This window comes from Pseudomonas cavernicola (genome assembly GCF_003596405.1).
Classification (GTDB): domain Bacteria; phylum Pseudomonadota; class Gammaproteobacteria; order Pseudomonadales; family Pseudomonadaceae; genus Aquipseudomonas; species Aquipseudomonas cavernicola.
Genome location: NZ_QYUR01000008.1, coordinates 243,396 through 270,167, shown reverse-complemented (window position 1 = coordinate 270,167; position 26,772 = coordinate 243,396). Strand labels below are relative to the sequence as shown.

The window sequence follows — 26,772 nt, the reverse complement described above, 5'->3', positions numbered from 1 at the left end:
TCCAACAAAGCATGCAGAAACAAAAACGCCGCTCAGAGAGCGGCGTTTTTGTTTTTTTGGAGCGGGAAACGAGACTCGAACTCGCGACCCCGACCTTGGCAAGGTCGTGCTCTACCAACTGAGCTATTCCCGCTTGAACAACGTTTACAACTAGAAAATGGCGTCCCCTAGGGGACTCGAACCCCTGTTACCGCCGTGAAAGGGCGGTGTCCTAGGCCACTAGACGAAGGGGACAAACAACGCTTTTCAACATTGCTTGGAAAATTTGGAGCGGGAAACGAGACTCGAACTCGCGACCCCGACCTTGGCAAGGTCGTGCTCTACCAACTGAGCTATTCCCGCTTGAACATCGTTTACAACTAGAAAATGGCGTCCCCTAGGGGACTCGAACCCCTGTTACCGCCGTGAAAGGGCGGTGTCCTAGGCCACTAGACGAAGGGGACGTTGCCCGGAACTCATGACAAGCCATGACGCGCATTTTCCGTGCTTTGCATGCTCTACCTGTCGGCTTAGCGCTGCAAAGTGGCGCGAATTCTAGGGAGCCTTTCCAAGGTCGTCAACACTTGAGTGAAAATTACTTTAAATCAATGACTTCAGACCAGAAACTGATGCGTCTCTATCAGCATCAGCGCTAAGGCACTACACTCGGGCGAAAAAACCAGTAGTCGAGAGGTTGTAAAGGTGTCCCCACTCGTAATTACTCTGCTCATAGTCACCGGCATCTCCATCCTGATCGCCATTGGCTACATCACTCACATGGTAGAGAACAGTAAACTGGAAAAAGCACGGCTTAGAGCCGATCTCAATGATCGCCTGCGTCGCTGCAACGAGATATCTGAAGCGTTACCCGGTCAGTTGATGAGCCCAGCGCTCAAACTGCTGCTCTGCCGCCTGCTGCTGCAGTTTAGTGAACGCATGCTGGTGCTGGACAAAAACAGCGCCGCACTCAAGGAGCGGATCGAGGAACTGCGTGGACTGATCGGCAAAGGCGAGTCGATCCCTGTACGCAATCCACAGCAACCCATACTGACTGAAGCGAAAGCCAAAGATATTCGCTTCCTTCTGGAAAACCTCCACGGCCAGATCACCCGCTCGGCTCAAGACGCTTTCCTGCCTACCAATGAGGCCAAGCATTGGTTCCAAGAAGTTCGCGAGATGCTGGTACAGCTGCATATCGAACTGTTTAACAACGTCGGCCAGCAGGCACTTCAACAGAACCAACCCGGCCAGGCCCGCCTGGCGTTCGAACGCGGCGTGCAGTATCTACGCAAACAACCGGATCCGACCCGCTATCAAGGGCCGCTCAAACAGTTGGAAAACCTATTGGCGCGGGCCAATTCGATGGTGCTGGAAAATATTAAGCCAGCGACAGACGAACCCAACCAACTGAACGACGGCCTCAGGTCACTGGAAACCGATGACGACTGGAAGAAGAAGAATATGTACGACTAAGGGGGCGCTTTGCCCTTAAGGCGCGCGAGTCGGTACAGACAGTGCTTCCAGGCGAGCAGAAGATGCTGGCCGAATTGAGCGGCAAGGCTTAACCGCCATGCAAATCAAAAAGCCCGGATGCCGGGCTTTTTGATTTCACGCACTTTATACCGCCGGCTCAGCAGTCGGTCAGACGCAAAAATATTGCCGCCAACTGCTCCAGCCCTCGCTGATCCGCTTCGCTGAAACGCGCGAGCTTGGGACTGTCCAGATCCAGCACTGCAATCAACCGCCCATCCTTCACCAGCGGAATCACCAACTCGCTATTGGAGGCACTGTCGCAGGCGATATGCCCGGGAAAAGCGTGCACATCGTCAACCCGCTGAGTCTGCCGAGTGGCCGCGGCAGCACCACAAACCCCCTTAGCGAAAGGAATCCGCACGCAGGCCACCTGGCCTTGGAATGGCCCGAGTACCAGCTCCCCTTGATGATTCAAGTAGAAACCCGCCCAGTTCAAATCTTCCAACTCATGGAAGAGGAACGCGGAAAACTGCGCAGCATTGGCAATAAAGTCGCGCTCATCGGCCAGCAAGGACTCCAGCTGCGCCGCCAACAAGCCATAGCCCTCCAGCCCCGCTCCGCTGTGTTGTAGATCGATCACCCCTTCACCTCCAACAGCTTCAGCCCCACCCAGTACCGCGCAAACTGATAGGCGCAGCGGCCATTGCGATTACCGCGTCCCAGCGCCCAGCGAATGGCGAGTATTCCCAACTCATCATCCCACGCCCAAATCAGCCCGGCCTGCGCCGCCAACACGCCGACCCAATGGCGCACCACGTCGAGGAAATGCTCCTGGCTAAAGGGGTAGAACGACAGCCATAGGCCAAAGCGGTCGGATAGCGCAATCTTGTCCTCCACCGCCTCATTCGGGTGCAGTTCGCCATCGACCATCTGCCAGTTTTCGTTGTCGCTTTGCTTTTCCGGCACCAGATGGCGGCGATTTGACGTGGCATACAGCAGCACGTTGTCCGGAGCACGCTCCAGCGAGCCATCCAGCACACTTTTCAACACGCGGTAGTCGCCCTCGCCAGCCTCGAAAGACAGGTCATCACAGAACAACACAAAGCGCTGCGACTGCTTCGCCAGTAGCTCGACAACGCGTGGCAGATCGGCCAGATGATCACGTTCAATCTCGATCAACCGCAGCCCGGCACCAGCATGTTCGGCCAACAGCGCCCGCACCAGCGACGACTTGCCCGTGCCACGCGCCCCCCAGAGCAAGGCGTGGTTAGCTGGCAGACCCGCGACGAACTGCCGAGTATTACGCGCCAGTTGCTCACGCTGGGTATCCACGCCGATCAAATCCGTCAAGTCCAGATCCAAGCTCACCGTCAACGGCTGCAAGTACCCACTGCGGCCTTCACGGTGCCAGCGTGCCGCTAAGCTCTGACTCCAATCGAGCGACACCCGCGGCGCCGGTAACAGAGGTTCGAGACGCGCCAGCACGGCATCCGCACGCTCTAGAAAAGCATTCAAACGGGAGTCCACGGCTTGCTCCTTAGGATCGATCAGAGGCATTGCACCCTGCCAGCCAACGAGTCAGATCGGCTATGCTTGGCGAGCGCACGGACACGAGGCTCGCCCAGTTACCCATGGATATTTCGCTCACCCATCGCCTGTCATTCAAACAGGCCAGCCTGACGGTACTGGTAGCGTTTATCCTCGGCACGTTGCTCAGCCTGCTTCAAGTGAGCAGCGATTATGCCAGCGAAGATGCCTCCATCAACCGCGAGATTCGCGCGCTACTGGAGATCAGCCACAACTCCGCCACCCGCATCGCCTACAACATCGATACAGAGCAGGCCCAGGAGCTGGTTGTCGGCCTGTTGCGCTCGCCGGCCGTAATCAGTGCCGAGATCGTCGACGACAGTGGCGTGAGCCTGGCCAGCGCCAACCGCCCACGCATCGAGAGCGACTATCGGCTATTCAGCGACTACCTGTTCGGCGAGCGCCGGCAGTTCGAAAATCCGTTGTTCGTTGCCCACGCGCCCCATGAACCCCTCGGCCTGCTGCGTCTGGAAATAGACACCTACGCCTTCGGCAGCCACTTCCTGCGGCGCGCCCTGCTCACCCTGCTCAGCGGCTTTGCCTACAGCCTACTGCTCTCGCTGATCCTGCTGGAGTTGTTCTACTTCATGCTGACCAAACCGCTAGTCGGCGTTATCCACGCCCTCAGCGCGCGCGATCTGCGCAGCCCGACCCGGCAACCACTGCCCTGCCCGGCCGGCCATGAACACGATGAAATCGGCATCCTGGTGGATGTCACCAACCAGCAACTGACCAGCATCTCCGAGGAAATCGAACAACGGCGCGAGGCCGAGGCTCGCCTGAGCCAGTACCTGGGCGAACTCGAGAACATCATCTCCGCCCGCACCACCGAGCTGAAAGCGAGCAACACCCGCCTGACCTTGTCGAATCAAGAACTGGAGATTGCTCACAGCACGGCCCATAAGATGGCCCTGGCGCGCGCAACCTTCCTGGCCAACATGAGCCACGAGATCCGCACCCCGCTCAATGGCCTGCTTGGCATGCTCGCCCTGGCGCTCGACAGCCCGCTGAATACCGAGCAACGCCAACAACTGTCGATCGCCCACGACTCCGGCAAGGTATTGGTGGAACTGCTAAACGACATCCTTGACCTGTCCAAGTTCGAGGCCGGCCAGCTGGAGTTGGAGCGCATCCCCTTCGACCTCGGCGAGCTGACCGAGGACACCGCCAGCCTGTTGTCGCAGAACGCTGGCCCTAGTGTCGAATTAACCTGCCTGATTGATCCACTGCTGCCGGCGCAGCTGCTCGGCGACCCGACCCGAGTCCGCCAGATCGTCAGCAACTTGCTGGCCAACGCCCTCAAGTTCACCCATTCCGGCCGCGTCGATGTACGCGTCAGCGCCAATGCTCTGGGTGTGAAGATCATCGTCGGTGATAGCGGCATCGGCATTGCCGAAGCGGCCCATGCGCGGATTTTCCAGCCATTTGCCCAAGCCGGCGCGACTATCACCCGCGAGTACGGCGGCACCGGGCTCGGTCTGGCCCTGACCCGGCGGCTCTGCGAGGCCATGCACGGGCAACTCAGCCTCACTTCGCAGGTAGGCGTTGGTAGCCAGTTCTGCGCCGAATTGCCGCTATCCGGCTCCACCTCGGCACTGGAGCTGCCGCCGCTGCAAGGTCGCGTGGTCGCACTCAGTTCCGCCAGCAGCGGCCTGAGCGAACTACTGGGCAGCCTAGTGCCGGCCTGGGGCCTGGATTATCAGCGCCTGGACAGCTCTGCCGAGCTTGCGGAAATCAAGGCCGACCTGCTGATTAGCGACCGCCCGGAAGCACTGTTCGGCCTGCGCCCGGCTCTTCAGCAGCCAATCCTGCTAGTCACCGCCTATGGCAACTTTATGCCCAGCGAGCAAGCCGCCGCCCTGGCCCCCATGGAGCAGCTAGCTCGGCCTTTGGCGCGCACGGCACTCTATCAAGCCCTGCAGCGAGTCCTGCAGCCGGACACGGAGATAGTCGCCAGCCCCCCTCACGTTGTGCCGCCCGTACAAAGACAGGGACGCGTGCTCCTAGTGGAAGACAACCCGGTCAACCAATTGGTGGCCAAAGGCATGCTGAACAAAATGGGCTGCCAGGTGCTGATCGCCGCGCACGGTGGTCAGGCGCTCGACTATCTAGAGCAAGAGCCCGTCGACCTGGTACTGATGGACTGCAATATGCCGGTGATGGATGGCTATGAGGCCAGCCGCAGGATTCGCCAGAGCGGACGCTGGCCAGACTTGCCGATCATTGCCCTGACCGCCAACGCCCTGCCGGACGAGCGCGAGCGCTGCGCCGCCGCCGGCATGAATGACTACCTGGCCAAGCCCTTTCGCCGTGAAGAGCTGGCCGCTTTACTGGAGCAATGGTTACCTATTATGGCAAAGCCATAAGCCGATCAAGCAAATCACCGATACGACTGCGCAACTCGTCCAGCTCATCCAGATTGACTCCGCTTGCGCAGAGCAACTGCGTCTTCAGCGGCAAAACCTGCGCGCGCAAGGCCAAGCCCGCGGCTGTTAACGCCAGATGCACTTCGCGCTCATCACGTGTCGCACGCTGGCGCAGCACCAGACCCAACTGCTGCAGACGCTTGAGCAGCGGAGTCAGCGTGCCGGAGTCCAGCAGCAGACGCTCACCCAAGGCCTTCACCGTCGGCTGCTCAGGCGCTGCCCCCTGCCACTCCCAGAGCACCAGCATCACCAGGTACTGCGGGTAGGTCAGGCCGAGTTGATCGAGCATCGGCTTATAGGCGCGGGTCACCGCACGCGAGGCGGCGTACAGTTTGAAACACAGCTGATTGTCGAGCTGCAACGCCGTTAGCGCATCCAGTTGCGGCACATTCATCTCGGTCATTTCAACAGTGCTTCGATCTCGGCAGTCAGCTCCTCCGGCTTGGTCGTTGGCGCGAAGCGCTTGACCAATTTGCCGTCCTGACCGATCAGGAACTTGGTGAAGTTCCATTTCACGCCCTGGCTACCGAGCAGGCCTGGCGCGCGTTTTTTCAGCTGGACGAACAGAGGGTGAGCTTCAGCGCCATTCACATCGATCTTCTTGAACAGCGGAAAGCTCACGCCAAAGTTCAACTCACAGAATTCGGCGATCGCGCCTTCGTTGCCCGGCTCTTGTTTACCGAACTGGTTGCAGGGGAAACCCAATACCACCAGCCCCTGACCCTTGTATTCCTGCCAGAGGTGTTCCAGCCCTCTGTACTGCGGGGTGAAACCGCATTGACTGGCAGTGTTGACCACCAGCACAGCCTTGCCGCCGAAATCGGCCAAGGTCTTCTGCTCGCCTTTGATCGTGGTACACGGAATGTTGAAAAGTGCGTCGCTCATGGAACTGGCTCCTGAATAAAGTAGGGACAATTACCAACATAGCGAGCAATTCAATTGTGTGCAATTTAATAAACCTAAAATAAGGCCCGCTGATAAGCAGGCCTTGCCTTTACTACTTATTGCCGCGGTTTGAGCTTGAGCGACGCCGAATTGATGCAATAACGCAGCCCCGTCGGCTTCGGCCCATCCGGGAACAGATGCCCCAGGTGCGCATCGCACTTGGCGCAGAGCACTTCAATACGGTGCATGCCGTGGCTGAAGTCGTCCCTGCTGGCGATAGCACTGTTGGACGCGGGCTGATAGTAACTAGGCCAGCCGGTGCCGGAATCGAATTTCGCCTCGGAGTCGAACAACGCCGCGTCACAGCAGGCGCAGTGGTAAACGCCCGGGGTTTTGTCAGCGTGATACTTACCAGTAAACGCGCGCTCCGTCCCGCCCAGCCGGCAGACGTGAAACTGCTCATCGGACAGTTCGTCACGCCAGGCATCCAGGGGTTTTTCGAGCTTGTCCATGGGTACACCTCTTCATCTGAAAAAAGCCCGACCTGTACCTTTTCCGGGGCTCGGGCCACACGTATGATTGCGCACTTTAGACGCTAGTCTGTCACCCGCGTTACAGGCTGCCAAGCCGCACCCAGCTGACTTTTACCAGCGTGTTCAACGGCGTTCGTTCATTTCAGGATTACACACATGCAGGTCAGCAAATCGAACAAGCTCGCCAACGTCTGCTATGACATTCGCGGGCCGGTGCTCAAGCACGCCAAACGCCTGGAAGAGGAAGGCCATCGCATCCTCAAGCTGAACATCGGCAACCCGGCGCCGTTTGGCTTCGAAGCCCCGGAGGAAATTCTCCAGGACGTGATCCGCAACCTGCCGACCGCCCAAGGTTACAGCGACTCCAAAGGCCTGTTCAGTGCCCGCAAGGCGGTGATGCAGTACTACCAGCAAAAACAGGTGGAAGGCGTCGGCATTGAAGACATCTACCTCGGCAACGGCGTTTCCGAGCTGATCGTGATGTCCATGCAGGCCCTGCTCAACAACGGCGACGAAGTACTGATCCCGGCCCCGGACTACCCGCTGTGGACCGCCGCAGTCAGCCTGGCAGGTGGCAATCCGGTGCACTACCTGTGCGACGAGCAAGCCAACTGGTGGCCGGATCTGGACGATATCAAGGCCAAGATCACGCCGAACACCAAGGCGATGGTAATCATCAACCCGAACAACCCGACCGGCGCCGTGTATTCCAAGGAAGTGCTGGAAGGCATGGTCGAGCTGGCGCGCCAGCACAATCTGGTGCTGTTCTCCGATGAGATCTACGACAAGATCCTCTACGACGAAGCCGTGCACATCTGCACCGCCTCCTTGGCGCCGGACGTGCTGTGCCTGACCTTTAACGGGCTGTCGAAGTCCTATCGCGTGGCCGGCTTCCGCTCCGGCTGGGTCGCCATCTCCGGGCCGAAGCAGAAAGCCCAGAGCTACATCGAAGGCATCGACATCCTCGCCAACATGCGCCTGTGCGCCAACGTGCCGAGCCAGCATGCGATCCAGACCGCCCTCGGCGGCTACCAGAGCATCAACGATCTGGTATTGCCACAAGGCCGTCTGCTCGAGCAGCGCAACCGGACCTGGGAACTGCTCAACAACATCCCCGGCGTCAGCTGCGTCAAGCCGATGGGCGCACTCTATGCGTTCCCGAAAATCGACCCGAAGGTCTGCCCGATCCACAACGACGAGAAGTTCGTCCTCGACCTGCTGCTGTCAGAGAAACTTCTGGTCGTACAAGGCACCGCCTTCAACTGGCCGTGGCCGGATCACTTCCGCGTAGTCACGCTGCCGCGCCTGGACGATCTGGATCAGGCAATTGGGCGAATCGGCAACTTCCTCAAGTCGTATAGCCAATAAGCAACTGAACGCTATGAGCCAGGCCAAACGCTGATGGATCTGCAGATCGACGACTTTTATAAAGATGCCGCCGCCGGCCTGCTGCAGCTCTATCAGGCCTTCCCGCGCAAAGTCGGTCTGTATGTCGAAGACCTGATCGGCCGCGAAGAACCCGACGAGTTCGGCCTGCCGAGCAAACGGCATCAAAGCTGCTTCGGCGCCCTACTCTGGCTGGCGGATGAAGGCTATCTGCGCTACGAGTCGACCATCCACCATGACGCCCTGGATCAGGCCGTACTCAGCGAAAAGGGCTTCCTGCGCCTATCGCGCGGCATTCCTCATGCCCTGCGCGAAGGCGAAACCCTGCCGCCCAGCGTACGCCGTGTACACTCAACCCTGGCTCACCAGCTAGGCGAAGCGCTGGCCAGCCGGCACAGTGAGCGTGTCGCGCGACTGACTCGCCTGCTGTTCGCAAGCAACCTGCTTGGTGCAAGCGACACAGTTTGAAATAGTCCCTCGGTTGAATAGCGAGGGCGCGCGCCCTTATATAGCCCGCATTAGCAGTACGTCTTTTGCCGCAAGGAGAAGCTTTACACCATGATGCGCATTCTGTTGTTCCTGGCCACCAACCTGGCAGTACTGGTCATCGCCAGTATCACCCTCAAACTGCTCGGGGTAGACCGCTTTACCGGCCAGAATTACGGCAGCCTGCTGGTTTTTTGCGCCGTGTTCGGTTTCGCCGGCTCACTGATCTCGCTATTCATCTCCAAGTGGATGGCGAAGATGAGCACTGGCACCCAAATCATCAGCCAGCCACGCACCCGCCACGAACAGTGGCTGCTGCAAACCGTCGAGGAGCTGTCCCGCGCAGCCGGGATCAAGATGCCCGAGGTCGGCATCTTCCCCGCTTACGAGTCCAACGCCTTCGCCACCGGCTGGAACAAGAACGACGCATTGGTCGCCGTCAGCCAGGGCCTGCTGGAACGCTTCTCGCCGGATGAAGTGAAAGCCGTCCTAGCCCATGAAATCGGCCACGTGGCCAACGGTGACATGGTCACCCTGGCACTGATCCAAGGCGTGGTGAACACCTTCGTGATGTTCTTCGCGCGGATTTTCGGCAACTTCGTCGACAAGGTGATCCTCAAGAATGAAGAAGGTCAGGGTATCGGCTTCTATGTGGCGACCATCTTCGCCGAACTGGTACTGGGCATCCTCGCCAGCATCATCGTCATGTGGTTCTCGCGCAAACGTGAGTTCCGCGCCGACGAAGCCGGCGCCCGCCTGGCCGGCACCAGCGCGATGATCGGCGCCTTGCAGCGCCTGCGCTCCGAACAGGGCGTACCGGTGCATATGCCGGAAACCCTGACCGCCTTCGGCATCAACGGTGGCATCAAGCACGGCCTGAAAAGGCTGTTTATGAGCCACCCACCACTGGAAGAGCGCATCGAAGCGCTGCGTCAGCGCGGTTAATCAACTTCGAGCCTAGACAGGGCGGCGTGAGTCGCCCTTTTTATTGCCGGCTATTTACCGCCATTGATGGGTTTATCTCAGCATCCGTAGGCTTCGAGTCCCGCCCGGTATCAGCGGCCTACCGTCGAACCAGGCGATAAACCCGCTCATCCAGCCGATCCAACCCGCGCTGAAGAAACTTCCAGTTCTCCGCCGGCAGCACATCCCGCGCCTCGAGGAACTGCAACTGCCAGCCCGCCGCCAGCAGCCGCTGCACCTCTTCATCGGCCACCGCAAAGGGCGGCCCCTCCATCAGCGCCTGGTCATAGTCGAGAGTGATCAATAAACCCTCGCAGCCGCGCGACAGGATACTCGTGAGATGCGCCGCATAACGCTCGCGCATCTCCAGCGGCAAAGCAATCAGCGCGGCGCGATCATAGAGCGCCACGCAATCGGCCACGTCCTCAGACTTCAGAGCGAAGAAATCACCACACCAAAGCTGAATGGCTCCGGCCTGATAGACCTTGAAGGCGCCCTGCTGGCTAATCTTGGGCTGCAGTTGCTGCTCACTGAAGAAATCCTCAACTGCCCTCTCCGCCAACTCGATACCCACTACCTGCAGACCCTGCGCGGCCAACCACGCCAAGTCGAGGCTCTTGCCGCATAACGGCACTAGCACTCGCGCGCCCTCAGGAACGCTCAGTGCGGGCCAATGCTGCTGCAGGCAGGGATTAATCTCGGTCAAATGGAAACCAATCTGGTTGCGCGACCAACGCTTGTGCCAAAACTCTTCGTCCACTAAACCCTCACAAATTCGATCAAACAGCTCAAAATTTTATACTGGAACTCGATATATCTAAGCTTAAAGATGCCGGCATCCTACTTGAGGAACCGCTCATGCTACCTAGTCTGTTCATTTCCCACGGCTCCCCCATGCTCGCCCTCGAGCCTGGCGCCAGCGGCCCAGCGCTGTCCCGGCTGGCTGCCGAGTTGGCCAAACCACGCGCCATCCTGGTGGTTTCCGCCCACTGGGAAAGCAGCGAACTGATGGTCAATAGCAATTCCAAGCCGGACACCTGGCATGACTTCTACGGCTTTCCAGCCGAGTTGTATGCCGTCCAATACTCCGCCCCAGGTGATCCCGAGCTAGCTGCAGAAGTGTTGCGCCTGCTCGCCACCGCCGAACTCCCGGCACGCCTGGATCCCGAACGCGCACGCGATCATGGTGCGTGGGTGCCACTGTTATTGATGTACCCGCAGGCGGATATACCGGTCGTGCAGGTTTCCATTCCGACTCGCCTTGGCCCCGCCTTTCAGACCCGCGTCGGCCGCGCCCTGGCCAGCTTGCGCGAACAAGGCGTGCTGCTGATTGGTTCCGGCAGCATCACCCACAACCTCGGCGAACTAAACTGGCGCGCCGGCCCCGAGGTGATAGAACCCTGGGCCAAGGAGTTCCGCGACTGGGCAGTAGCCAAACTCGCCAGCGGTGATGAGGAAGCCCTGCACGACTACCGCCGTCAGGCCCCCTCAGCCGCCCGTAACCACCCGACCGACGAACACCTGCTGCCACTCTACTTCGCCCGCAGCGCAGGTAACGTCTTCAGTCTAGTGCACCAGGGCTTCACCCTGGGCGCGCTGGGCATGGATATCTACCGCTTCGACTAAGGCTTTTCTGGGTCCCCGTCCTCGCGGGGGTGAGGCTCACGCAGAGCATGGGAAAGATCCGACAGACACAAAAAAGCCCCGCACTAGACGGGGCTTTTTTATTCGTTCACGGATGACCGAGGGACGTGAGGGATTAACACCGGAGCTCCGTGAAGTGCCTGTATTTTATTCGACGAGCAAAATCCATCTGCCTATTGCCAGTCTTTCAACGCCTGATCCGCCGCCTGATTCAGCGGCTGCGCCAGCAAGCCCGTCGGCGACAGGCTGACCGCATACACAGCACCATCCGCCATCGGCAGGTAAGTCACCCGCAATGCCTGCGGGTTGAACAGGAAGAGATCGTGCTGCCCCAATCGCAGCCAGCGCCAGAGGTCGACGCCATACAGGCTTTGCGCCAAGGTCGCCTGCGCATGCTGGGCCAGCACCTGTTGTTCGATAGCGAGGAAACGGCCGGACAGTTTTTCCAGGCGATAGCCCGGCTGCAAACCGATCAGCGCCGCCAAGCCTTTCCATTGAAACATCCGCGCATCCAGCTGCCAGAGATCACCTTCCAGGGACACCGTGCGCTCATCTGCGCCCTCCAGCAGGTTCACACGGTAGCGTTGCGGGCCGTCCGCCTGAAAGCTCAGGGTCACCAGCGGCTTGCCTTCGGCCAGCGGTGTGTAACTGAGCAGATCATAGGCAACCAGCCCGACCAACCCCGCTAACGCCAGAAAAGCCAAGCCAAAGGTACCGCGCAGCCAACCGAGAAACCAATGCCGATTGAACAGGATGCGCGCAGCGATCAACACGGCAAGCAATGCCAGCAGCGCTATGCCCCAAGCCAAACCGTCATACTGCATAAGCCCAATTCCTTCCGCCTACAATAGCCGGCATTATGCGTAGCAACCCCGCAGCCGAACAGCCAGCTCGCTGCACAATCGGACACTAGTCGACTTTTTATGCCCTTTCCTTTCGAGCTCGTGGTTGACCCCGCCACCTTGGCCATTCTCGCCGTGGTGGCTTTTTTAGCAGGTTTTATCGACGCCATTGCCGGCGGTGGCGGCCTACTGACCATTCCAGCACTACTCACCGCCGGACTGCCACCGCATCTGGTACTCGGCACCAACAAGCTGTGCGCCACCTTCGGCTCGGCCACCGCCAGCTACACCTTCTACCGCCGCAAGTTGTTCGCTCCCCGGCAATGGCGTAACGCGCTGATCAGTACCGCGATTGGCGCCCTGCTCGGCGCCTGTTTAGCCCATTGGCTGCCCGCCGCCTGGCTGAATCAGATGCTGCCGGCCGTGGTCTTCGCTTGTGGGCTTTATCTGCTGTTCAGTCGTATGCCAGCCGCCCCTCTAAATCCGGATGCGCCCATCGCCACAGCTCGTCAGTGGCCACAAGGTCTGGGCCTGGGTTTTTACGATGGTGTTGCAGGGCCCGGCACGGGCGCCTTTTGGACGGTCAGCAGCTTGCTGCTCTACCCACTCGATTTACTGCGCGCCAGCGGCGTAGCGCGCAGCATGAACTTCGTCAGCAATGCCGCGGCGCTGGCGGTATTTATCGTCTCAGGGCAGGTTGCCTGGTTGCTGGGTATCAGCATGGGGATCGCCTTGATGGCCGGAGCATTTCTCGGTGCTCACACAGCCATCAAGGGCGGGGCGAAGTTTATCCGCCCGGTATTCATTCTGGTGGTATTGGCGTTGACTGCGCGGCTAGCCTGGCAGCACTGGTTCGGTATGGCCTAGCCGGCGCGCCACATACAGGTCGATCAGATAACGCGCAATCGAGCGTGCTGCCGGTAGTGGCGGCAAATTATCCAGCGCAAACCAGCGCGCATCCTCGATCTCGTCGGGCTGCATGACGATCTCGCCACTAGCATATTCCGCGTGGTAGCCCAGCATCAGCGAGTGTGGAAACGGCCAGCCCTGGCTGCCCAGATAACGCAGATTCTGAATTTCCAGCCCGACTTCCTCGCGAACCTCGCGTGCTACGCAGTGCTCGACCGACTCCCCAGGTTCGACGAAGCCAGCCAGGGTGCTGTACATGCCTGGGACATAACGTGGAGAACGCGCCAACAGAATCTCATCTCCGCGCGTCACCAGCACGATCATGCTCGGCGAGAGACGCGGGTAATGCTGCTGCTCGCAGTTCGGGCAGTACATCGCCCGTTCAGTCGCCGAGCGCTGCATGCGAGCACCGCAACTGCCGCAGAAACGGTACTGATCAGCCCAGGTTGCGACCTGGGCGGCAAATCCAAGTAGTCTGAAAGTGTCGTAATCTGCCTGCAGCATGAACTGACGCAACCCTTGCCAGGCACAACCGGAAACTTCCGCTGCCTGCTCAAGATCGAGCAGATAGATCGGATCGCCATCGAAATAGCCAAGGCCATGCTCATCGCTAATCGGCAGGTCCTGGCGCTTGAGCCAATCTCTAGGGAACAAAACACCGTTACTGTCCGCTAAAAAGTTCTGCCGATAATGCGCCACTGCCCAACCCCCGGTTTGATCGGTGTCGAGTACCGCAGGCTGCCAGCGCCGACTCATCAGGCCGCCACCGGCAGACCCAAAGCGCGCACGCTATCGGCAGCAAGATCCAATACGCTGGGACTGGTTTCCGGACGCAACACCGCACCACCCTCCAGGTAGTATTCCAGGCTAGTCAGGGCATCAGCCAGGGTTTCCAACATTTGCTCGGACGGCATCTGTGGAGTTTCGAGCATCTGCTTCTGGATGTATTCGCCACAGGCGCCGACCAGGAATGCCGCGCGCTCCTGATTAAGGAACCACAGCCCGCCGCGCACTGCCTGCAGACTGAACGGGACATTGGCCAAGTGCAGCTTGTCGCCATTCGATTCGAGGTACGAGGTGATCGCCCGTTTGGCCAAAGCCAGGCCAGCCTGAGCCTCATCAACCACCACAATGCGCGCCTCAGACAACTGGTGCTGGGCAAAGGAAGTCGCCTCTTCTCCCGGCTGTACCTCCAGTGGACGGCTGTCACGCCGCTCGCCGCGTTCCAGGCTGGCGACCATGCTTTCCACATAGAGCACCGAATCAGCCAGTTTGTGCAGCATTTGCGGTTGGGCCGGGGTAGCTTCGTCCCAGCCGGCGACCACATGCAGTTGGCTGCTAAGAGTCGCGCCTGCGGAGTTCAAACCGACCATGCTGAGTGTCTTCGCCAGTTTGCCCAGGAGCGTATGTAAATTACTCAGTCGTTCACTGTCCGCGGTGCCGCGTTCAATCAGGTCGAGCAGGTCTTTGACACTGGCCAGCTCCTCACGAATCGCCGAAGACAGCGAACGCATCACCGACCGGCCCGGACCAGCCAGACGCTGGTATTCCTCTTCCAGTAACTGATCGGTGAACGGCAACGCCGTAAGCCCGAATATCTCGCACATCTGAGTCGCCAGCGGGCCGCGGCTATCGGCCAGCGCCACTAGATAAAGCAGCTCCTTGAGCAGACTGCGCGGCGCGTCGTACTGAGCATTGCCAAGCAGTAGTTTGAGCTCGCGATCAATCCGCGCAAACAGCTGCTTGCGCGACTTGCGCGGCAGCAACTGGCCATCGACCTGCGCTTCCAGCGCGGCGGCGCCAATCCAGCACAGGCGGCCACGGGCTTCGCCGGCAAACAGGTTATCCAGACGGCTCATGGCGCGCCCCATGAGCTTCAGGCTGGCCTGCGGATTTTGCTCACGAATGAAGCCGAGCAAACCGACTTGATACATATGCCGCAGACGCCGAGCCTCTACGGTTTGCGCCGCAGCATCGAGGGTCTGAGCGGCAGCTTGCGGGCGCACCTGGTCGAGCCGCGCGCTGAAGAAAAAACTCTCCGGCAAGGCTGGTTGTGCGCCGGCCTGACGCAGATCGTTGATCGCCGGCAGCAGCAACTCTGGCAACTCTTGGCGATGGATTTCGACGTTTTCCAGATAGCGGCGCAGCACATGCAGCGCATTGCTTAACGCCGACAGCTGCACATCACGTTCTTCACCCGCGCCGGCAGGAATGTCTGTCGCTTGTTGCAGCACTTCCTGCGCCAGTAACTCGGCACCGGCCAGCTCAATCAAATTGAGCGTGCCACGCACTTGCTGCAGGTATTCGACGGCCTGCTGCAAAAAGCTGCCGTTGTGCCGCTCGGCAATGAACTGCTCGAGGCTCAGCTCGGCTTCTTCCATGGTGGCGAACAACTCGTCGCGCACCAGACTAAGGGACGTGGCTCCAGAAACCATGACCTAGTGCGCCTCCCGCGCCGATGATGAAAACAGTTGCAGGTACTGCATCAGTCGGCGAATTCCGGCTTTTGCTTGCTCATATGCGCGGCCATTGCCACACGCAAATCAGCGGATTGCAGCATCGCGGCGTTCCAGGTCGCGATGTACTCCAGGCCATCGTCGACCCGGTGGTCGCGCATGTAGCCAATCATCTTTTTGGTGCCACGGATGGCGATCGGTGACTTGCCAGCAATCTCGTGGGCGATTGCAAACACTCCGTCGAGGAGTGCCATGTGATCGGTAAAGGTGCGATTGACCAAGCCAATGCTGCGCGCCTCTTCACCGCCGATGGTGCGGCCGGTAAAGGCCAGTTCACGCATCATGCCGTCGCCAATGATCCGCGGCAGGCGCTGTAGGGTGCCGACGTCGGCAGCCATCCCCATGTCGATTTCTTTGATCGAGAATTGCGCATCAACCGTCGCATAGCGCATGTCGCACGCCGAAATCAGGTCGATGGCGCCACCCAGGCAATAACCTTGAATAGCCGCAAGTACGGGTTTGCGGCAGGCATCCACGGCATTGAAAGAGGCCTGCAACTCGAGGATTTTGCGCCGCAGCGCTTCTGCGTTACGACCGAAGTCTTTACCCAGCTGACTACCAGCCTGAGCCAACAGCATCAGGTCGATACCGGAGGAGAAATGCTTGCCGGCCCCCGACAACACCACCACCCGAACTTCGTCGGTCACATCGATCCAGCGGAAGATCTCGATGATCTCCGTCCAGAAGTCGGCGTTCATGGCGTTGATCTTTTCCGGGCGATTGATCACCACATGGGCGATCTTATCTGCCAACTCGACACGAAAAGCTTTGTAGTCGGACACGACAGTCATCCTCGGCACAGGCGGCGCGGACGCGCATAGAAATATTGTTAGGGATAAAACCGCCCAACTATAACAAGCGTGCCATAAATGTCGATGCTGGCCTCTGTGACGCAGAACACGCTGCCAGACTTCAAAACACTTTTGAGTAACCGAGTTAAACTATTGATCTTTTTAGAGTCTCGCCAGCAATCCGCACTCACATCCGTACAAGGATCAGTCGATGTCCAAGTCGATAGCCTCCGCCTTCCGGCAGAACTTCCTAGGCCACTCACCGCATTGGTATAAGCAGTGCATTGTGTTTTTTTTGATCATCAACCCACTGGCGCTGTGGAGTCTCGGCCCCGCCGTTGCCGGCTGGCTACTGGTCGGCGAATTCATCTTCACCCTGGGCATGGCGCTCAAGTGCTATCCACTACAGCCTGGCGGCTTGCTGGTGTTGGAAGCCCTGCTGCTCGACCTGGCCAGTCCAGAGGCACTTTATAAGGAGTTGGTGCACAACTTCCCGGTGATCCTGCTGTTGATGTTCATGGTCGCGGGCATCTATTTCATGAAAGACCTGCTACTGCTGGCATTCTCTCGCCTGCTGCTCGGGGTGCGCTCCAAGCCGGTGCTGGCGCTGTTGTTTTGTCTGCTGTCGGCTTTTCTCTCCGCCTTTCTCGATGCCCTGACCGTCATCGCGGTGATTATCAGCGTCAGTGTCGGCTTCTTCTCGGTTTATCACCGCGTGGCCTCAGGCAAGAGCCCGCGCGACGAGGTGAGTTACAGCTCCGATCAAGACGTGGTCGAGTTGCATCGCGAGGATCTGGAGCAATTCCGCGCGTTTCTGTGCAGCCTGTTGATGCACGGCGCGGTCGGCACGGCGCTGGGTGGGGTTTGCACCTTGGTCGGCGAGCCGCAAAACCTGCTGATCGGCCATGAAGTCGGCTGGAACTTCGTGACCTTCTTCCGTGAAGTCGCGCCAGTCTCCATGCCGGTACTCGCCGCCGGACTGCTGACCTGTGTACTGCTGGAAAAACTCTCCTGGTTCGGCTACGGCGCCCTGCTACCGATCAGTGTACGCAAGGTGCTGACCGACTATGCCGAGGAAGATGCTGCACGCCGCACCAGCGCCAATCGAGCCGCGCTGATCGTGCAGGGGTTGGCGGCACTGATCCTGATTCTCTGCCTGGCTTTTCATGTGGCCGAGGTTGGCCTCATTGGTCTGCTGGTCATCGTGTTGATTACCGCCTTTAGCGGAATCACCGATGAACACCAGATCGGCAGAGCGTTCCAGGACGCCCTACCCTTTACCGCCCTGTTGGTGGTGTTTTTCGCGGTAGTGGCGGTGATTCACCAGCAACAGCTGTTCACCCCGATCATTCTCGCAGTGCTGGCACTACCGGCAGAGCAGCAACCGGGCATGTTGTTTATCGCCAACGGACTGCTTTCGGCGATCAGCGACAACGTCTTCGTGGCCACTATCTATATCACCGAAGTGAAGCAGGCGTTCCTGGCCGGCAAGATGAGCCGTGAGCACTTCGAGGTGCTGAGCGTCGCGATCAACACCGGCACCAACCTGCCGAGTGTGGCCACACCGAATGGTCAGGCAGCCTTCCTCTTCCTGCTGACCTCGTCGATCGCACCTCTGGTGCGTTTGTCTTACGGGCGCATGGTGTGGATGGCGCTGCCTTACACCATCGTCATGAGCCTGCTTGGCTGGTGGGCCGTTAGCCACTGGCTGTAGGAGCGAATTTATTCGCGATGGGGCAGCACCGAATCGCTCTTGTTCGCGGATAAATCCGCTCCTACAGGATGCAATCCACTGTATAGCTGCGCCCGTTCGGACTGTCTTGATGTTGCAGGCCGTGCACGTCGGCTACGAAGCCCGGGAAGCTGCAGTCGAACGTCCGCGCGAACTTCAGATAATCGATGATCGAGCGCGTCGTCTGGGTAAAGCGTTCGCCCGGCATGATCAGCGGAATACCCGGCGGATAAGGCACCAACATCACCGCGGCAATCCGCCCTTGCAACTGGTCGATCGGCACCGCTTCGACTTCACCGCGTACCAGTTGGTTATAGGCGTCCGCCGGTTTCATGGCGATTTCCGGCAGCACGGTATACATGCGCTTCAGCGCCTTAGCGGTAGCGTTGTCGCGGTAGCACGCATGCAGCGCGTCGCACAGATCGCGCAGGCCCATGCCGCTGTAGCGCGCATCGGCCTTGGCAATGGAAGGCAAAGCATCCACCAAGAGCACATTGGCATCGTAATGCCGCTTGAACTCCAGCAACTCCGTGAGCAGCGTGCTCCATTTACCCTTGGTTATGCCCATGGAGAACAGCACCAGGAAGGAATACAGACCGGTCTTTTCCACCACCAGCCCACGCTCCCAGAGGAACTTGCTGACCACCGCTGCCGGAATACCGCGCTCACCGAGCGCCCCGCCGGCGGTCAGGCCTGGCATAACCAAGGTGACTTTGATCGGATCGAGTAGCACGTAGTCATCTGCCACATCCCCGAAGCCATGCCAATCGGCTTGCGGCTCGAGCAGCCAGTCACCGGTGGCCACATGATCGACGCCTTCAGCCAACGGCGGCTGCCAGATGGTGAACCACCAATCGTCCGCCGTGAGGTTCTGCCGCAGATTGGCCAGCGCGCGGCGAAAGCTCAGCGCTTCGTCGAACGTTTCCTGGATCAGCGAACGCCCTGCCGGCCCCTCCATCATCGCCGAAGCCACATCCAGCGAGGCGATGATGCCGTACTGCGGCGAGGTTGAAATGTGCATCATGAAGGCTTCATTGAAGCGATCGCGATCCAGCTGCCGTGCGCCGCCGTCTTGCACATGGATCATCGATGCCTGGCTGAAGGCGGCGAGCAGCTTGTGGGTCGAGTGGGTGCTAAACACCAAGGGACCGTTTTCCTCACGTGAGGTGCCCATGCCATAGCGACCGGCGTAGAACTCATGGAAGGCGGCGTAGGCGTACCAAGCCTCATCGAAATGCAGCACCTCGACGCTGTCGCCGAGGGTCTGCTTGATCAGCTCGGCGTTGTAGCAAAGGCCGTCGTAGGTCGAGTTAGTCACGACCGCCAACTTGACCTTCGGCGCTCGCCCCTTGGCCAGCGGGCTGGCGTCGATCTTGGCTTGGATCGACTCGCGGGTGAATTCGCTCAGCGGAATCGGCCCGATGATGCCCAGCTCGTTACGCTCCGGGCTCAGATAGAGCGGGATCGCGCCGGTCATGATGATCGAGTGCAGAATCGACTTGTGGCAGTTGCGATCTACCAGCACCAAATCGTCACGCCCGACCATCGAATGCCAGACGATCTTGTTCGCCGTCGAGGTGCCGTTGATCACGAAGTAGGTGTGGTCAGCGCCAAAGTTACGCGCCGCGCGGGTTTCAGCTTCCGCCAGGGGGCCGGTGTGATCGAGCAGCGAGCCGAGTTCCGGCACCGACACCGAGAGATCCGAGCGCAAGGTGTTCTCGCCGAAAAACTGGTGGAACGCCTGCCCCACCGGACTCTTGCGATACGCCACACCGCCGCCGTGGCCTGGGGTGTGCCAGGAGTAGTTGGACTCTGCCGTGTGCTGCACCAGCGCCTTGAAGAACGGCGGCAACAGGCCATCCAGGTAATTGCGCGCCGCGCGGGCCACCTGGCGGGCGAGGAAAGGTACGGTGTCTTCGAACAGATAGAGCAGCCCGCGCAATTGATTGAGATCGGCCATGGCTTCAGCCGGCGCATTCTCGATGGTCACCTGCTCGCCCAGAGCGAAGATCGGCAGTTGCGGCGCACGGACCCGCGCCACCCGGATCAGCTCGATCACATCGTGCAGCAGGCGTTGGTTCTCGCCCGCACCTTCGGCAGCGACCAGGATGCAGGCCAGACCATGGTGGGTCGAGGCGACTATGCGCCCTTCGGCAGAACTGCCGGTGGAGATAATGGTGAAACCTTCCAGCTCCAGCTCGCGAGCAATCTCGCGCACCCGCTCGCCGGCCACGGTGTCGGCCTTGATGTCACGGTGAACGATAAGGACGGGGAATTTTAGGTCTTTATACATCGCTGTGGCGTCCTGAAGGTGGCGGAACCTCGCCCGCCTATGCCCTCAGGTTAGAGGCTCGCCCGATTGGACGTAACCCCCCACTGCTTCACGCTGTACGAAAAGATCCCACGCCGGTAAGTCGACACCAGCCTAAGCTTCGATTTTCGGCTGTTCCATCTGCACCCAAAGCGGCGGAGCGCCGGCGGCCTTTTCGATAATCGCCAGCCGTGCGGCATGCGCAGCCAACTCTTCAGCACTGGCGCGGATCACCCGCGTACGCGGACGATCCTCCGGTAAACGGCGAATTTCACTGGCCTGGCTACCGCCGCTGGCGCCATCGCCGTCCGAAGCATTGCCCGCCAGCGACAGGCTGGTCTGTCCACCCGTCATGCTCAGGTAGACGTCAGCGAGAATCTCGGCGTCGAGCAAAGCGCCGTGCAGCTCTCGCCCGGAGTTGTCGACCCCGTAGCGCTTGCACAAGGCATCGAGATTGTTGCGCTGCCCCGGATGGCGTTCGCGCGCCATCAGCAGGGTGTCGAGCACTGAGCAATGCTCGGTGATGTCGGCGCGATCCTGCTGGCCGAGCAAGGCAAATTCGTTGTTGATGAAGCCGATGTCGAACGCCGCGTTATGGATGATCAGCTGCGCGTCTTTGATGAATTCAAAGAACTCTTCCGCCACTTCACGAAAACGCGGCTTGTCGGCGAGAAACTCATTGGTGATGCCGTGCACGGCGATGGCACCCTCATCACTTTCCCGATCCGGCTGCAAATACACATGGAAATGCCGCCCGGTCAGGCGCCGGCCGATCAACTCGACGCAACCGATCTCAATGATCCGGTGGCCATCGGTGACCGGCATGCCAGTGGTTTCGGTATCGAGTACGACACTACGCATGCTTTAAGCTCCTCGCTTCCTCTACGCCACGATTAGCCAACTGATCAGCCCGCTCGTTACCTGGGTGACCGGTATGCCCGCGGACCCATTGCCAAGTCACCTGGTGGCGGTTGACCTGCTCATCCAGTTGTTGCCAAAGGTCGGCGTTCTTCACCGGTTGCTTGGCCGCAGTTTTCCAGCCGCGCTTCTTCCAGTTCGGCAGCCACTCCTGCATGCCCTTCATCACATATTCGGAGTCGGTGACCAAACGCACATCGCACGGGCGTTTGAGCTCTGCCAGGGCGCGGATGGCCGCGGTCAGCTCCATACGGTTGTTGGTGGTATCGGCTTCACCGCCCCACAATTCTTTTTCCACGCCCTTGAAAACCAGCAACGCACCCCAGCCACCAGGACCGGGATTACCTTTACAGGCGCCGTCGGTGAAAATCTCGATCTGTTCGCTCATTAGTTCTACTGCTCAGGTGTCACTTTTCAGAATCACGCCGGCTGACCTTGGCCACCGGCATTGGCACCAGATTGCCCATAGGCACTCGCTGGGCCTGACGCAGTGGCCGCAAACCGATCACCAGCTTACGCGCCACCAATAGATAGAAGCCCGCGCAAGGCGTTTGCCAGGCACAGCCCCAAGTCTCCAGACGGCCCAGACGCGATTGCCAGGCACTCGAAGCAAGCGGCGGACGATAGCACCCGAAGCGGCGTTTCTCCAGCGCAAAGCCGAGCAGGTGCAACCAGTCACTGACCCGCGTTGGCGCAATACAACGCGCCTCACGCAAGGCATCGCGAGCGAACACGTGGCGCAAGCCCCAGCTGCTCCACGGATTGATGCCGATGATCAACAGATGCCCGCCCGGGCGCACGCTGCGCGCCGCCTCACGGAGCAAACCGTGGGGCGACAGGCAAAAGTCCAGGCCATGCTGCAACAGCACGACATCCGCCGCGGACTCGGTAAGCGGCCAGGCCTGTTCCTCACAAACGATCTCGACCCCCGGCAACGGCGCGCCCAGACGCACACTTCGCTGAATCTGCTTGGCGCCCGGCGGCAATTCGGCCGATGGCCCGTAATGCACCAAATATCCGCCGAAGAAGCGGGCCAGTTCGTCTTCCAGCAAGCGCCGCTCTTCTTCCAGCAAGAGCTGGCCCAGTGGCCCGGCAAACCAGCCACGCGCCGCACTGATCAGCGCGAGCCAGTCGGGGTCGGCCTGAGCGAAAGCCTGATCGGTCATAACAGCCTCTCCGTCAATAAACCCTGCTTGCGTTACTGAACAACAAAACGCCTAGCAAGAGATGGAACCAAGCCATGGTCATTCCATTGGCCCGCCTCACAACACAGCATGGTGCGTTTTGGGTGCCAGCCAAAGGGACGCGGCCATTTGGCCCCTGCTCCACACGAGTTACCGCTCAGATGAAGCGCCCAAAACACCTCCTCCTGCCCTGCCCCGCACAATAATGGCCTCTCGCTCAGGCCGGCAGTTATTGAGGGGAAGGCTCTGCACCTCCTGCGTAGCAGCCGGGCACATTGCAGCCTAAGATGCGCCAATGTGTTCAGCTTAGCGATTCAGGCCATGATACAGATCGACGCCCTCCCTGCTTTCAACGACAACTACCTGTGGTTGTTACAAGACACTGCCACACAACGTTGCGCGGTGGTCGACCCAGGCGACGCGGCCCCGGTGCTAGCCTGGCTGACCGCGCATCCGGGCTGGCAGCTCAGCGATATCCTCGTCACCCACCACCACTTTGACCATGTCGGCGGCGTCGAACAGCTCAAAGCCGCGACGGGTGCCCGGGTGTTAGGCCCCGCGCGGGAAAACATCCCGGCGCGCGATGTTGCCCTTCATGAGGGCGATCGAGCAGATGTGCTCGGCCGTCAGTTCCAGGTATTGGAAGTACCAGGGCATACCCTCGGGCATATCGCCTACTACCATGCTGACCCGCAACAACCCTGGTTGTTCTGTGGCGACACCTTGTTTGCCGCGGGTTGTGGCCGCTTGTTCGAGGGCACGCCCGAGCAGATGTACCACTCCCTGAGCCGCCTGGCTGCACTACCGGACCACACACAAATCTACTGCACCCACGAATACACCCTCAGCAACCTGCGCTTTGCCCAGGCAGTAGAGCCGGGGAATCCCGCCATTGTTCAACGTCTCGCCGAAGTCAGTGCCTGGCGGGCTGCCGGGCGCATTAGCCTGCCTTCCAATCTGGCCTTGGAGCGGGCGACCAACCCCTTTTTACGCAGTAGCGTAACCAGCGTCATAGAGAAAACCGACGAGCGGGACGGCACCAAAAACCGCGCACCGAGTGCGGTCTTTGCTAGCCTGAGGGCCTGGAAGGATCAGTTTTAAGGTCATTGGCTTCTGAGCAGCGTGCCGGTTAAAACTTGACCACCTTGAGTACCGTTCCTAGAATCGCCCGACCTTTCGCCTGGAATAACCTCCCAGCCAATGTCGTCATCAGCTCGCAAGACACTAGATTTAGACGCATTGGCACGGGCCGCACGAGCGCTTGTAGTGGTCTGCGCGGCGACCCTCGCCGGCTGCCAAAACATGGGCAGTAGTCGTGACGATGACCCCGGGCGCGACACCGATCTGGCGGTCGGCATGCAACAACAACCGCAATGGCTGACAGACACGCCAGAACCGGTAAAACCCCAGGACATCTGGGATCGGATGCGCGCCGGCTTCAAACTCCAGGACGAAATCGGCATCAACCCGCGCATCGAGCAGCAGCGTCTGTGGTTCGCCAGTAAGCCCTCCTACCTTGAAAGCGCCAGCGGCCGTGGCAGCCTGTATATCCACTATGTGGTCGAGCGTCTCGAAGAGCGCAACATGCCGCTCGAACTGGCCTTGTTGCCGGTCATCGAAAGCTCTTACAACCCCTTCGCCTATTCGCGCAGCGATGCTGCCGGCCTGTGGCAATTCATTCCGTCCACCGGCCGTCACTTCAACTTGCAGCAGACCAGTTGGTACGACGGCCGCCGCGACATCACCGCCTCGACCAACGCGGCGATGAATTACCTCTCGCGCCTGCATGAGATGTTTAACGGCGATTGGCTGCTCGCCCTAGCCGCCTACAACGCCGGCGAAGGCACCGTTAGCCGGGCCATTGAGCGCAACCAGAAACTCGGCCTGCCGACCGACTACTGGAACCTGCCACTGCCCAAGGAAACTCAGGACTACGTGCCCAAGCTGCTGGCCTTGTCACAGCTGGTAATGGCCCCCGACGCTTATGGCATCAACCTCGACCCGATCGCCAACGAGCCGTATTTCGAAGTGGTCGAGATCAATCAACGTATGGATCTATCGCGCGTCGCCGCCATGGCCAATGTTGACGAAGATGAGCTGTACCAGCTCAACCCGGCCTTCAAGAAACGCATCACCCTGGATGGCCCGCAACAACTGCTGGTGCCCACGGAAAAAGCCGAGCTGCTGGCCGCCAACCTGTCCATGATGAAACCGCAAGAGCTGGTGGATTGGCAGGAATACCGGGTGCGCACTGGCGACAGCCTGCATGGCATCGCCAACCGCTATCACCTGACGGTGAACACCCTCAAGGAGATTAACCATCTGCCGGGCAATCACTTGCGCGTCGGCCAGGTTCTCAGTATTCCCGCGCAACCCGGCGTGAAACCTACGCAACCGCTATTCCAGAATATCGCCCGCCGCGAAGAAGCGCCGCGCAGCTACCGCGTCAAGAATGGCGACAACCTGTGGCAGATCGCCAAAGCCAACAATGTCGACGTCCAAGACCTACGACGCTGGAACAAGCTCTCCGCCAACGGCGTCAAGGCGGGGCAGACACTCGCGTTGCAAGGCGACAAACCCGCGACGCGTAGCGCCAGCAAAGGACGTGAAAGCAAAGGACGTGAAGCGATCACCTATTACAAGGTGCAGAAAGGCGATTCGATGTACCTGATCGCCAAACGCTTCAAAGTTGAGATGCAACACCTGAAGACCTGGAACCCACGCACTAGCCAGGACCTCACACCTGGCCAGACTATTACCCTCTATCTCAGCGGCCGCTAACGCTTACTCAGCGCCTCCAGGCAGCGCCCAGTCAGCTGAGTAAAACGCTGAAAGGCCACGAACTGCTCATGTTTGAGCGCTCGCCCAGAAACCCGACTATCGGCATATAGCACGCCGATCTGCCGCGTCCCCGCCAGCAATGGCGCAATAAAGAACATTCCCTGCCCCAAGCATTGCCGAATCGGCTGGGTCACTAGCTCATTCAAGTTGTAGCTGGCCGGCACACCCATCCACAGCGCCTCCCTGTGGCGCAGCACATAACTGAAAATATGCGGCTGCTCTCGCTGCTCCGCCGGTAACACGAAGTCCGTCAACCAGCGCTGGGTATCTTCGCCCACTGCGCGCTTGACGCGGAAACGGCTCTGTTCATCGGCCAACACCGCCAGCATCACCCGCTCAAGCCCTGCGCCCTGATGTAAGCCTTTGAATAAGGCGTCGAGAATCAGTCCGATATCGCCCCGTTTGGAAACCATCAGCCCGAGATCCTGCAGCGCTTGCTGGAGCACCAGCAGATCGGCTTGCAGCAAACGCGCCTTGCGCTGCTCTTGCTGCACACGGATCAGCTCGGGGTCGGTCGACGGGATCAAACGACACAACTTGCTCGCGCCGAAGGTGGCCGCCACCTTGACCGCTTCATCGGCGCTGGCCAGCACCTGTTGCAGTGCATCTTCCGGGCTGATCCCGATAAAGTCGGCCAGTTGCAGGATGAGCGCTTCCACCCCCGGCGAATCCCAGCCGTCCAACGCCGCCTCACTGATACGTGTACCAAGGCTGACGGCATACACGGCGGGATCATTATGGCTGGCGCTGTTATGCGCCAGAGTGACGATCTCCCCCAGGTTCCAGCTTTTAACCAGCCCCTGCGTCAACTGACGAAAGCTGGTGCCCAGCACCTCACGCACCGCCTCGTCCGCATCCACCCCAGGCTGAGCCAACGCACTGGCCAACTCATCAGCCTGCTCGCCACCACAGCCCCAGAACGCCAGCGCACCCAGGTGGTAGAGCAGCGCGGCGATAAACACCTCTTCCTGGTGCTTAGAGAGGACATAACCGGCGATGTTGCGCGCCTGCACTGCCGCGTGAAAGGAGCGTGCGAGCAACTCCTGCAACTGCTCACGCGGGGCGCGTGTGAGCAGGCCGTCGATCAGGCTGACCGAGAGCCCGATCAGCCGCACATTATCGAAGCCGATCAACACGATGGCCCGCGAGATAGTGCGAATCGACTCTTGCGAAGGGTTGTAATAGACGCTGTTGCCGACGCGCAGCACCTTGGAGGTCAAGGAAGCATCACGCAACAGCACATCGGCCAATTGCTGCACCGAGGCCTTTTCTTCCTGAGCCAGTCGGTGCAGATCCTGCACTACTGCAGCCAAAGCAGGTAACTCGGCGTTGTTTAATCGATCAATCCATGACTGCAAACCATGGC

At 59.7% G+C, this 26,772-nt stretch carries 25 protein-coding genes and 4 tRNA genes; 10 read left to right on the top strand and 19 right to left on the bottom strand.

Annotated features, from left to right (window positions below; genetic code table 11):
• Positions 1 to 57 precede the first annotated feature (57 nt).
• The 4 genes from D3879_RS23205 to D3879_RS23190 form a co-directional block, all read right to left on the bottom strand.
• Positions 58 to 133: transfer RNA gene (locus D3879_RS23205), tRNA-Gly, on the bottom strand.
• 25 nt (positions 134 to 158) lie between these two features.
• Positions 159 to 234, bottom strand: a tRNA-Glu gene (locus D3879_RS23200).
• A gap of 32 nt (positions 235 to 266) precedes the next feature.
• Positions 267 to 342, bottom strand: a tRNA-Gly gene (locus tag D3879_RS23195).
• A 25-nt stretch (positions 343 to 367) separates the two neighbouring features.
• Positions 368 to 443, bottom strand: a tRNA-Glu gene (locus tag D3879_RS23190).
• Positions 444 to 681: 238 nt separating this feature from the next.
• On the opposite strand from D3879_RS23190, the gene D3879_RS23185 reads away from it, so the two are divergent.
• Positions 682 to 1,452: a hypothetical protein gene (locus tag D3879_RS23185; protein ID WP_119956577.1), complete on the top strand. Its 771-nt coding sequence runs from the start codon at positions 682 to 684 to the stop codon at positions 1,450 to 1,452.
• Between the two features lie 157 nt (positions 1,453 to 1,609).
• Here the strand turns inward: D3879_RS23185 and D3879_RS23180 are convergent, their stop codons facing one another.
• Entirely contained in the window at positions 1,610 to 2,092 is a 483-nt protein-coding gene (locus tag D3879_RS23180; protein WP_119956576.1) for a GAF domain-containing protein, read from the bottom strand.
• Positions 2,089 to 2,979 (bottom strand): ATP-binding protein, encoded by an 891-nt coding sequence (locus D3879_RS23175; RefSeq protein ID WP_119957073.1) that lies wholly within the window; start codon positions 2,977 to 2,979, stop codon positions 2,089 to 2,091. Before D3879_RS23175 ends, D3879_RS23180 begins: the two co-directional genes overlap by 4 nt.
• A gap of 104 nt (positions 2,980 to 3,083) precedes the next feature.
• Between D3879_RS23175 and D3879_RS23170 the strand changes: the two genes are divergently transcribed.
• Positions 3,084 to 5,405: a response regulator gene (locus D3879_RS23170; RefSeq protein WP_119956575.1), complete on the top strand. Its 2,322-nt coding sequence runs from the start codon at positions 3,084 to 3,086 to the stop codon at positions 5,403 to 5,405.
• On the opposite strand, the gene D3879_RS23165 is transcribed toward D3879_RS23170, so the two are convergent.
• From D3879_RS23165 to msrB, 3 genes are all read right to left on the bottom strand, one after another.
• Positions 5,389 to 5,859 carry a MarR family winged helix-turn-helix transcriptional regulator gene (locus tag D3879_RS23165; RefSeq protein ID WP_119957072.1) on the bottom strand — a complete coding sequence of 157 codons (471 nt, stop codon included), beginning with the start codon at positions 5,857 to 5,859 and terminating at the stop codon, positions 5,389 to 5,391. The genes D3879_RS23170 and D3879_RS23165 overlap by 17 nt on opposite strands.
• A gap of 5 nt (positions 5,860 to 5,864) precedes the next feature.
• The gene (locus tag D3879_RS23160; RefSeq protein WP_119956574.1) at positions 5,865 to 6,350 is read right to left on the bottom strand and encodes a glutathione peroxidase; all 486 of its coding nucleotides are present in this window, start codon (positions 6,348 to 6,350) and stop codon (positions 5,865 to 5,867) included.
• Between the two features lie 116 nt (positions 6,351 to 6,466).
• Positions 6,467 to 6,862 carry a peptide-methionine (R)-S-oxide reductase MsrB gene (msrB, locus tag D3879_RS23155; protein WP_119956573.1) on the bottom strand — a complete coding sequence of 132 codons (396 nt, stop codon included), beginning with the start codon at positions 6,860 to 6,862 and terminating at the stop codon, positions 6,467 to 6,469.
• 177 nt (positions 6,863 to 7,039) lie between these two features.
• On the opposite strand from msrB, the gene D3879_RS23150 reads away from it, so the two are divergent.
• The 3 genes from D3879_RS23150 (at position 7,040) to htpX (ending at position 9,700) form a co-directional block, all read left to right on the top strand.
• Positions 7,040 to 8,251 carry a pyridoxal phosphate-dependent aminotransferase gene (locus D3879_RS23150; protein ID WP_119956572.1) on the top strand — a complete coding sequence of 404 codons (1,212 nt, stop codon included), beginning with the start codon at positions 7,040 to 7,042 and terminating at the stop codon, positions 8,249 to 8,251.
• A 33-nt stretch (positions 8,252 to 8,284) separates the two neighbouring features.
• Complete coding sequence (locus tag D3879_RS23145; protein ID WP_119956571.1) at positions 8,285 to 8,737, top strand: hypothetical protein; 453 nt, start codon at positions 8,285 to 8,287, stop codon at positions 8,735 to 8,737.
• 90 nt (positions 8,738 to 8,827) lie between these two features.
• A complete protein-coding gene (gene htpX / locus D3879_RS23140) occupies positions 8,828 to 9,700 on the top strand; it encodes a protease HtpX (RefSeq protein WP_119956570.1) in 873 nt (290 codons plus the stop codon).
• A gap of 118 nt (positions 9,701 to 9,818) precedes the next feature.
• On the opposite strand, the gene D3879_RS23135 is transcribed toward htpX, so the two are convergent.
• Positions 9,819 to 10,478, bottom strand: a complete 660-nt coding sequence (locus D3879_RS23135; RefSeq protein ID WP_119956569.1) for a thiopurine S-methyltransferase — start codon at positions 10,476 to 10,478, stop codon at positions 9,819 to 9,821.
• A gap of 98 nt (positions 10,479 to 10,576) precedes the next feature.
• Here D3879_RS23135 and D3879_RS23130 point away from each other — a divergent pair, with 98 nt between their 5' ends.
• On the top strand, positions 10,577 to 11,344 hold the full coding sequence (locus D3879_RS23130) for a DODA-type extradiol aromatic ring-opening family dioxygenase (protein WP_119956568.1): 768 nt from the start codon (positions 10,577 to 10,579) through the stop codon (positions 11,342 to 11,344).
• A gap of 191 nt (positions 11,345 to 11,535) precedes the next feature.
• On the opposite strand, the gene D3879_RS23125 is transcribed toward D3879_RS23130, so the two are convergent.
• The gene (locus tag D3879_RS23125) at positions 11,536 to 12,186 is read right to left on the bottom strand and encodes a hypothetical protein (protein WP_119956567.1); all 651 of its coding nucleotides are present in this window, start codon (positions 12,184 to 12,186) and stop codon (positions 11,536 to 11,538) included.
• A gap of 99 nt (positions 12,187 to 12,285) precedes the next feature.
• On the opposite strand from D3879_RS23125, the gene D3879_RS23120 reads away from it, so the two are divergent.
• The gene (locus D3879_RS23120; RefSeq protein ID WP_119956566.1) at positions 12,286 to 13,071 is read left to right on the top strand and encodes a TSUP family transporter; all 786 of its coding nucleotides are present in this window, start codon (positions 12,286 to 12,288) and stop codon (positions 13,069 to 13,071) included.
• On the opposite strand, the gene nudC is transcribed toward D3879_RS23120, so the two are convergent.
• From nudC to D3879_RS23105, 3 genes are read right to left on the bottom strand one after another with little or no spacing between them, the layout of a single operon-like run.
• The gene (nudC, locus tag D3879_RS23115) at positions 13,039 to 13,869 is read right to left on the bottom strand and encodes an NAD(+) diphosphatase (protein WP_119956565.1); all 831 of its coding nucleotides are present in this window, start codon (positions 13,867 to 13,869) and stop codon (positions 13,039 to 13,041) included. The two genes, D3879_RS23120 and nudC, sit on opposite strands and share 33 nt — an antisense overlap.
• Positions 13,869 to 15,548, bottom strand: a complete 1,680-nt coding sequence (locus tag D3879_RS23110; RefSeq protein WP_119956564.1) for a FimL-related protein — start codon at positions 15,546 to 15,548, stop codon at positions 13,869 to 13,871. The genes nudC and D3879_RS23110 overlap by 1 nt, the downstream gene beginning before the upstream one ends.
• A gap of 50 nt (positions 15,549 to 15,598) precedes the next feature.
• Positions 15,599 to 16,411 carry a crotonase/enoyl-CoA hydratase family protein gene (locus D3879_RS23105; protein ID WP_119956563.1) on the bottom strand — a complete coding sequence of 271 codons (813 nt, stop codon included), beginning with the start codon at positions 16,409 to 16,411 and terminating at the stop codon, positions 15,599 to 15,601.
• 220 nt (positions 16,412 to 16,631) lie between these two features.
• Between D3879_RS23105 and nhaB the strand changes: the two genes are divergently transcribed.
• Complete coding sequence (gene nhaB / locus D3879_RS23100) at positions 16,632 to 18,134, top strand: sodium/proton antiporter NhaB (protein ID WP_119956562.1); 1,503 nt, start codon at positions 16,632 to 16,634, stop codon at positions 18,132 to 18,134.
• Positions 18,135 to 18,195: 61 nt separating this feature from the next.
• Here nhaB and D3879_RS23095 read toward each other — a convergent pair whose 3' ends face one another.
• The 4 genes from D3879_RS23095 to D3879_RS23080 form a co-directional block, all read right to left on the bottom strand.
• Positions 18,196 to 20,445: an arginine/lysine/ornithine decarboxylase gene (locus D3879_RS23095; protein WP_119956561.1), complete on the bottom strand. Its 2,250-nt coding sequence runs from the start codon at positions 20,443 to 20,445 to the stop codon at positions 18,196 to 18,198.
• 132 nt (positions 20,446 to 20,577) lie between these two features.
• On the bottom strand, positions 20,578 to 21,324 hold the full coding sequence (gene dnaQ, locus D3879_RS23090) for a DNA polymerase III subunit epsilon (RefSeq protein WP_119956560.1): 747 nt from the start codon (positions 21,322 to 21,324) through the stop codon (positions 20,578 to 20,580).
• The gene (rnhA, locus tag D3879_RS23085; RefSeq protein WP_119956559.1) at positions 21,317 to 21,769 is read right to left on the bottom strand and encodes a ribonuclease HI; all 453 of its coding nucleotides are present in this window, start codon (positions 21,767 to 21,769) and stop codon (positions 21,317 to 21,319) included. Before rnhA ends, dnaQ begins: the two co-directional genes overlap by 8 nt.
• 19 nt (positions 21,770 to 21,788) lie before the next feature.
• A complete protein-coding gene (locus D3879_RS23080) occupies positions 21,789 to 22,547 on the bottom strand; it encodes a methyltransferase domain-containing protein (protein ID WP_119956558.1) in 759 nt (252 codons plus the stop codon).
• Between the two features lie 339 nt (positions 22,548 to 22,886).
• Here D3879_RS23080 and gloB point away from each other — a divergent pair, with 339 nt between their 5' ends.
• Together gloB and D3879_RS23070 are read left to right on the top strand one after the other, a co-directional pair.
• Positions 22,887 to 23,666 carry a hydroxyacylglutathione hydrolase gene (gloB, locus tag D3879_RS23075; protein WP_119957071.1) on the top strand — a complete coding sequence of 260 codons (780 nt, stop codon included), beginning with the start codon at positions 22,887 to 22,889 and terminating at the stop codon, positions 23,664 to 23,666.
• 99 nt (positions 23,667 to 23,765) lie between these two features.
• Positions 23,766 to 25,346, top strand: a complete 1,581-nt coding sequence (locus D3879_RS23070) for a lytic transglycosylase domain-containing protein (protein ID WP_119956557.1) — start codon at positions 23,766 to 23,768, stop codon at positions 25,344 to 25,346.
• Here D3879_RS23070 and D3879_RS23065 read toward each other — a convergent pair.
• Positions 25,343 to 26,764: an HDOD domain-containing protein gene (locus D3879_RS23065; RefSeq protein ID WP_420800955.1), complete on the bottom strand. Its 1,422-nt coding sequence runs from the start codon at positions 26,762 to 26,764 to the stop codon at positions 25,343 to 25,345. The genes D3879_RS23070 and D3879_RS23065 overlap by 4 nt on opposite strands.
• Between the last annotated feature and the right edge of the window lie 8 nt (positions 26,765 to 26,772).

Coding starts and splice junctions, on each gene's coding strand:
- D3879_RS23170 (WP_119956575.1), top strand. CDS start 3,084: ATGGATATTTCGCTCACCCATCGCCTGTCATTCAAACAGGCCAGCCTG.
- D3879_RS23165 (WP_119957072.1), bottom strand. CDS start 5,859: ATGAATGTGCCGCAACTGGATGCGCTAACGGCGTTGCAGCTCGACAAT.
- D3879_RS23160 (WP_119956574.1), bottom strand. CDS start 6,350: ATGAGCGACGCACTTTTCAACATTCCGTGTACCACGATCAAAGGCGAG.
- msrB (WP_119956573.1), bottom strand. CDS start 6,862: ATGGACAAGCTCGAAAAACCCCTGGATGCCTGGCGTGACGAACTGTCC.
- D3879_RS23150 (WP_119956572.1), top strand. CDS start 7,040: ATGCAGGTCAGCAAATCGAACAAGCTCGCCAACGTCTGCTATGACATT.
- D3879_RS23145 (WP_119956571.1), top strand. CDS start 8,285: ATGGATCTGCAGATCGACGACTTTTATAAAGATGCCGCCGCCGGCCTG.
- htpX (WP_119956570.1), top strand. CDS start 8,828: ATGATGCGCATTCTGTTGTTCCTGGCCACCAACCTGGCAGTACTGGTC.
- D3879_RS23130 (WP_119956568.1), top strand. CDS start 10,577: ATGCTACCTAGTCTGTTCATTTCCCACGGCTCCCCCATGCTCGCCCTC.
- D3879_RS23125 (WP_119956567.1), bottom strand. CDS start 12,186: ATGCAGTATGACGGTTTGGCTTGGGGCATAGCGCTGCTGGCATTGCTT.
- D3879_RS23120 (WP_119956566.1), top strand. CDS start 12,286: ATGCCCTTTCCTTTCGAGCTCGTGGTTGACCCCGCCACCTTGGCCATT.
- nudC (WP_119956565.1), bottom strand. CDS start 13,869: ATGAGTCGGCGCTGGCAGCCTGCGGTACTCGACACCGATCAAACCGGG.
- D3879_RS23110 (WP_119956564.1), bottom strand. CDS start 15,548: ATGGTTTCTGGAGCCACGTCCCTTAGTCTGGTGCGCGACGAGTTGTTC.
- nhaB (WP_119956562.1), top strand. CDS start 16,632: ATGTCCAAGTCGATAGCCTCCGCCTTCCGGCAGAACTTCCTAGGCCAC.
- D3879_RS23095 (WP_119956561.1), bottom strand. CDS start 20,445: ATGTATAAAGACCTAAAATTCCCCGTCCTTATCGTTCACCGTGACATC.
- dnaQ (WP_119956560.1), bottom strand. CDS start 21,324: ATGCGTAGTGTCGTACTCGATACCGAAACCACTGGCATGCCGGTCACC.
- rnhA (WP_119956559.1), bottom strand. CDS start 21,769: ATGAGCGAACAGATCGAGATTTTCACCGACGGCGCCTGTAAAGGTAAT.
- D3879_RS23080 (WP_119956558.1), bottom strand. CDS start 22,547: ATGACCGATCAGGCTTTCGCTCAGGCCGACCCCGACTGGCTCGCGCTG.
- gloB (WP_119957071.1), top strand. CDS start 22,887: ATGATACAGATCGACGCCCTCCCTGCTTTCAACGACAACTACCTGTGG.
- D3879_RS23070 (WP_119956557.1), top strand. CDS start 23,766: ATGTCGTCATCAGCTCGCAAGACACTAGATTTAGACGCATTGGCACGG.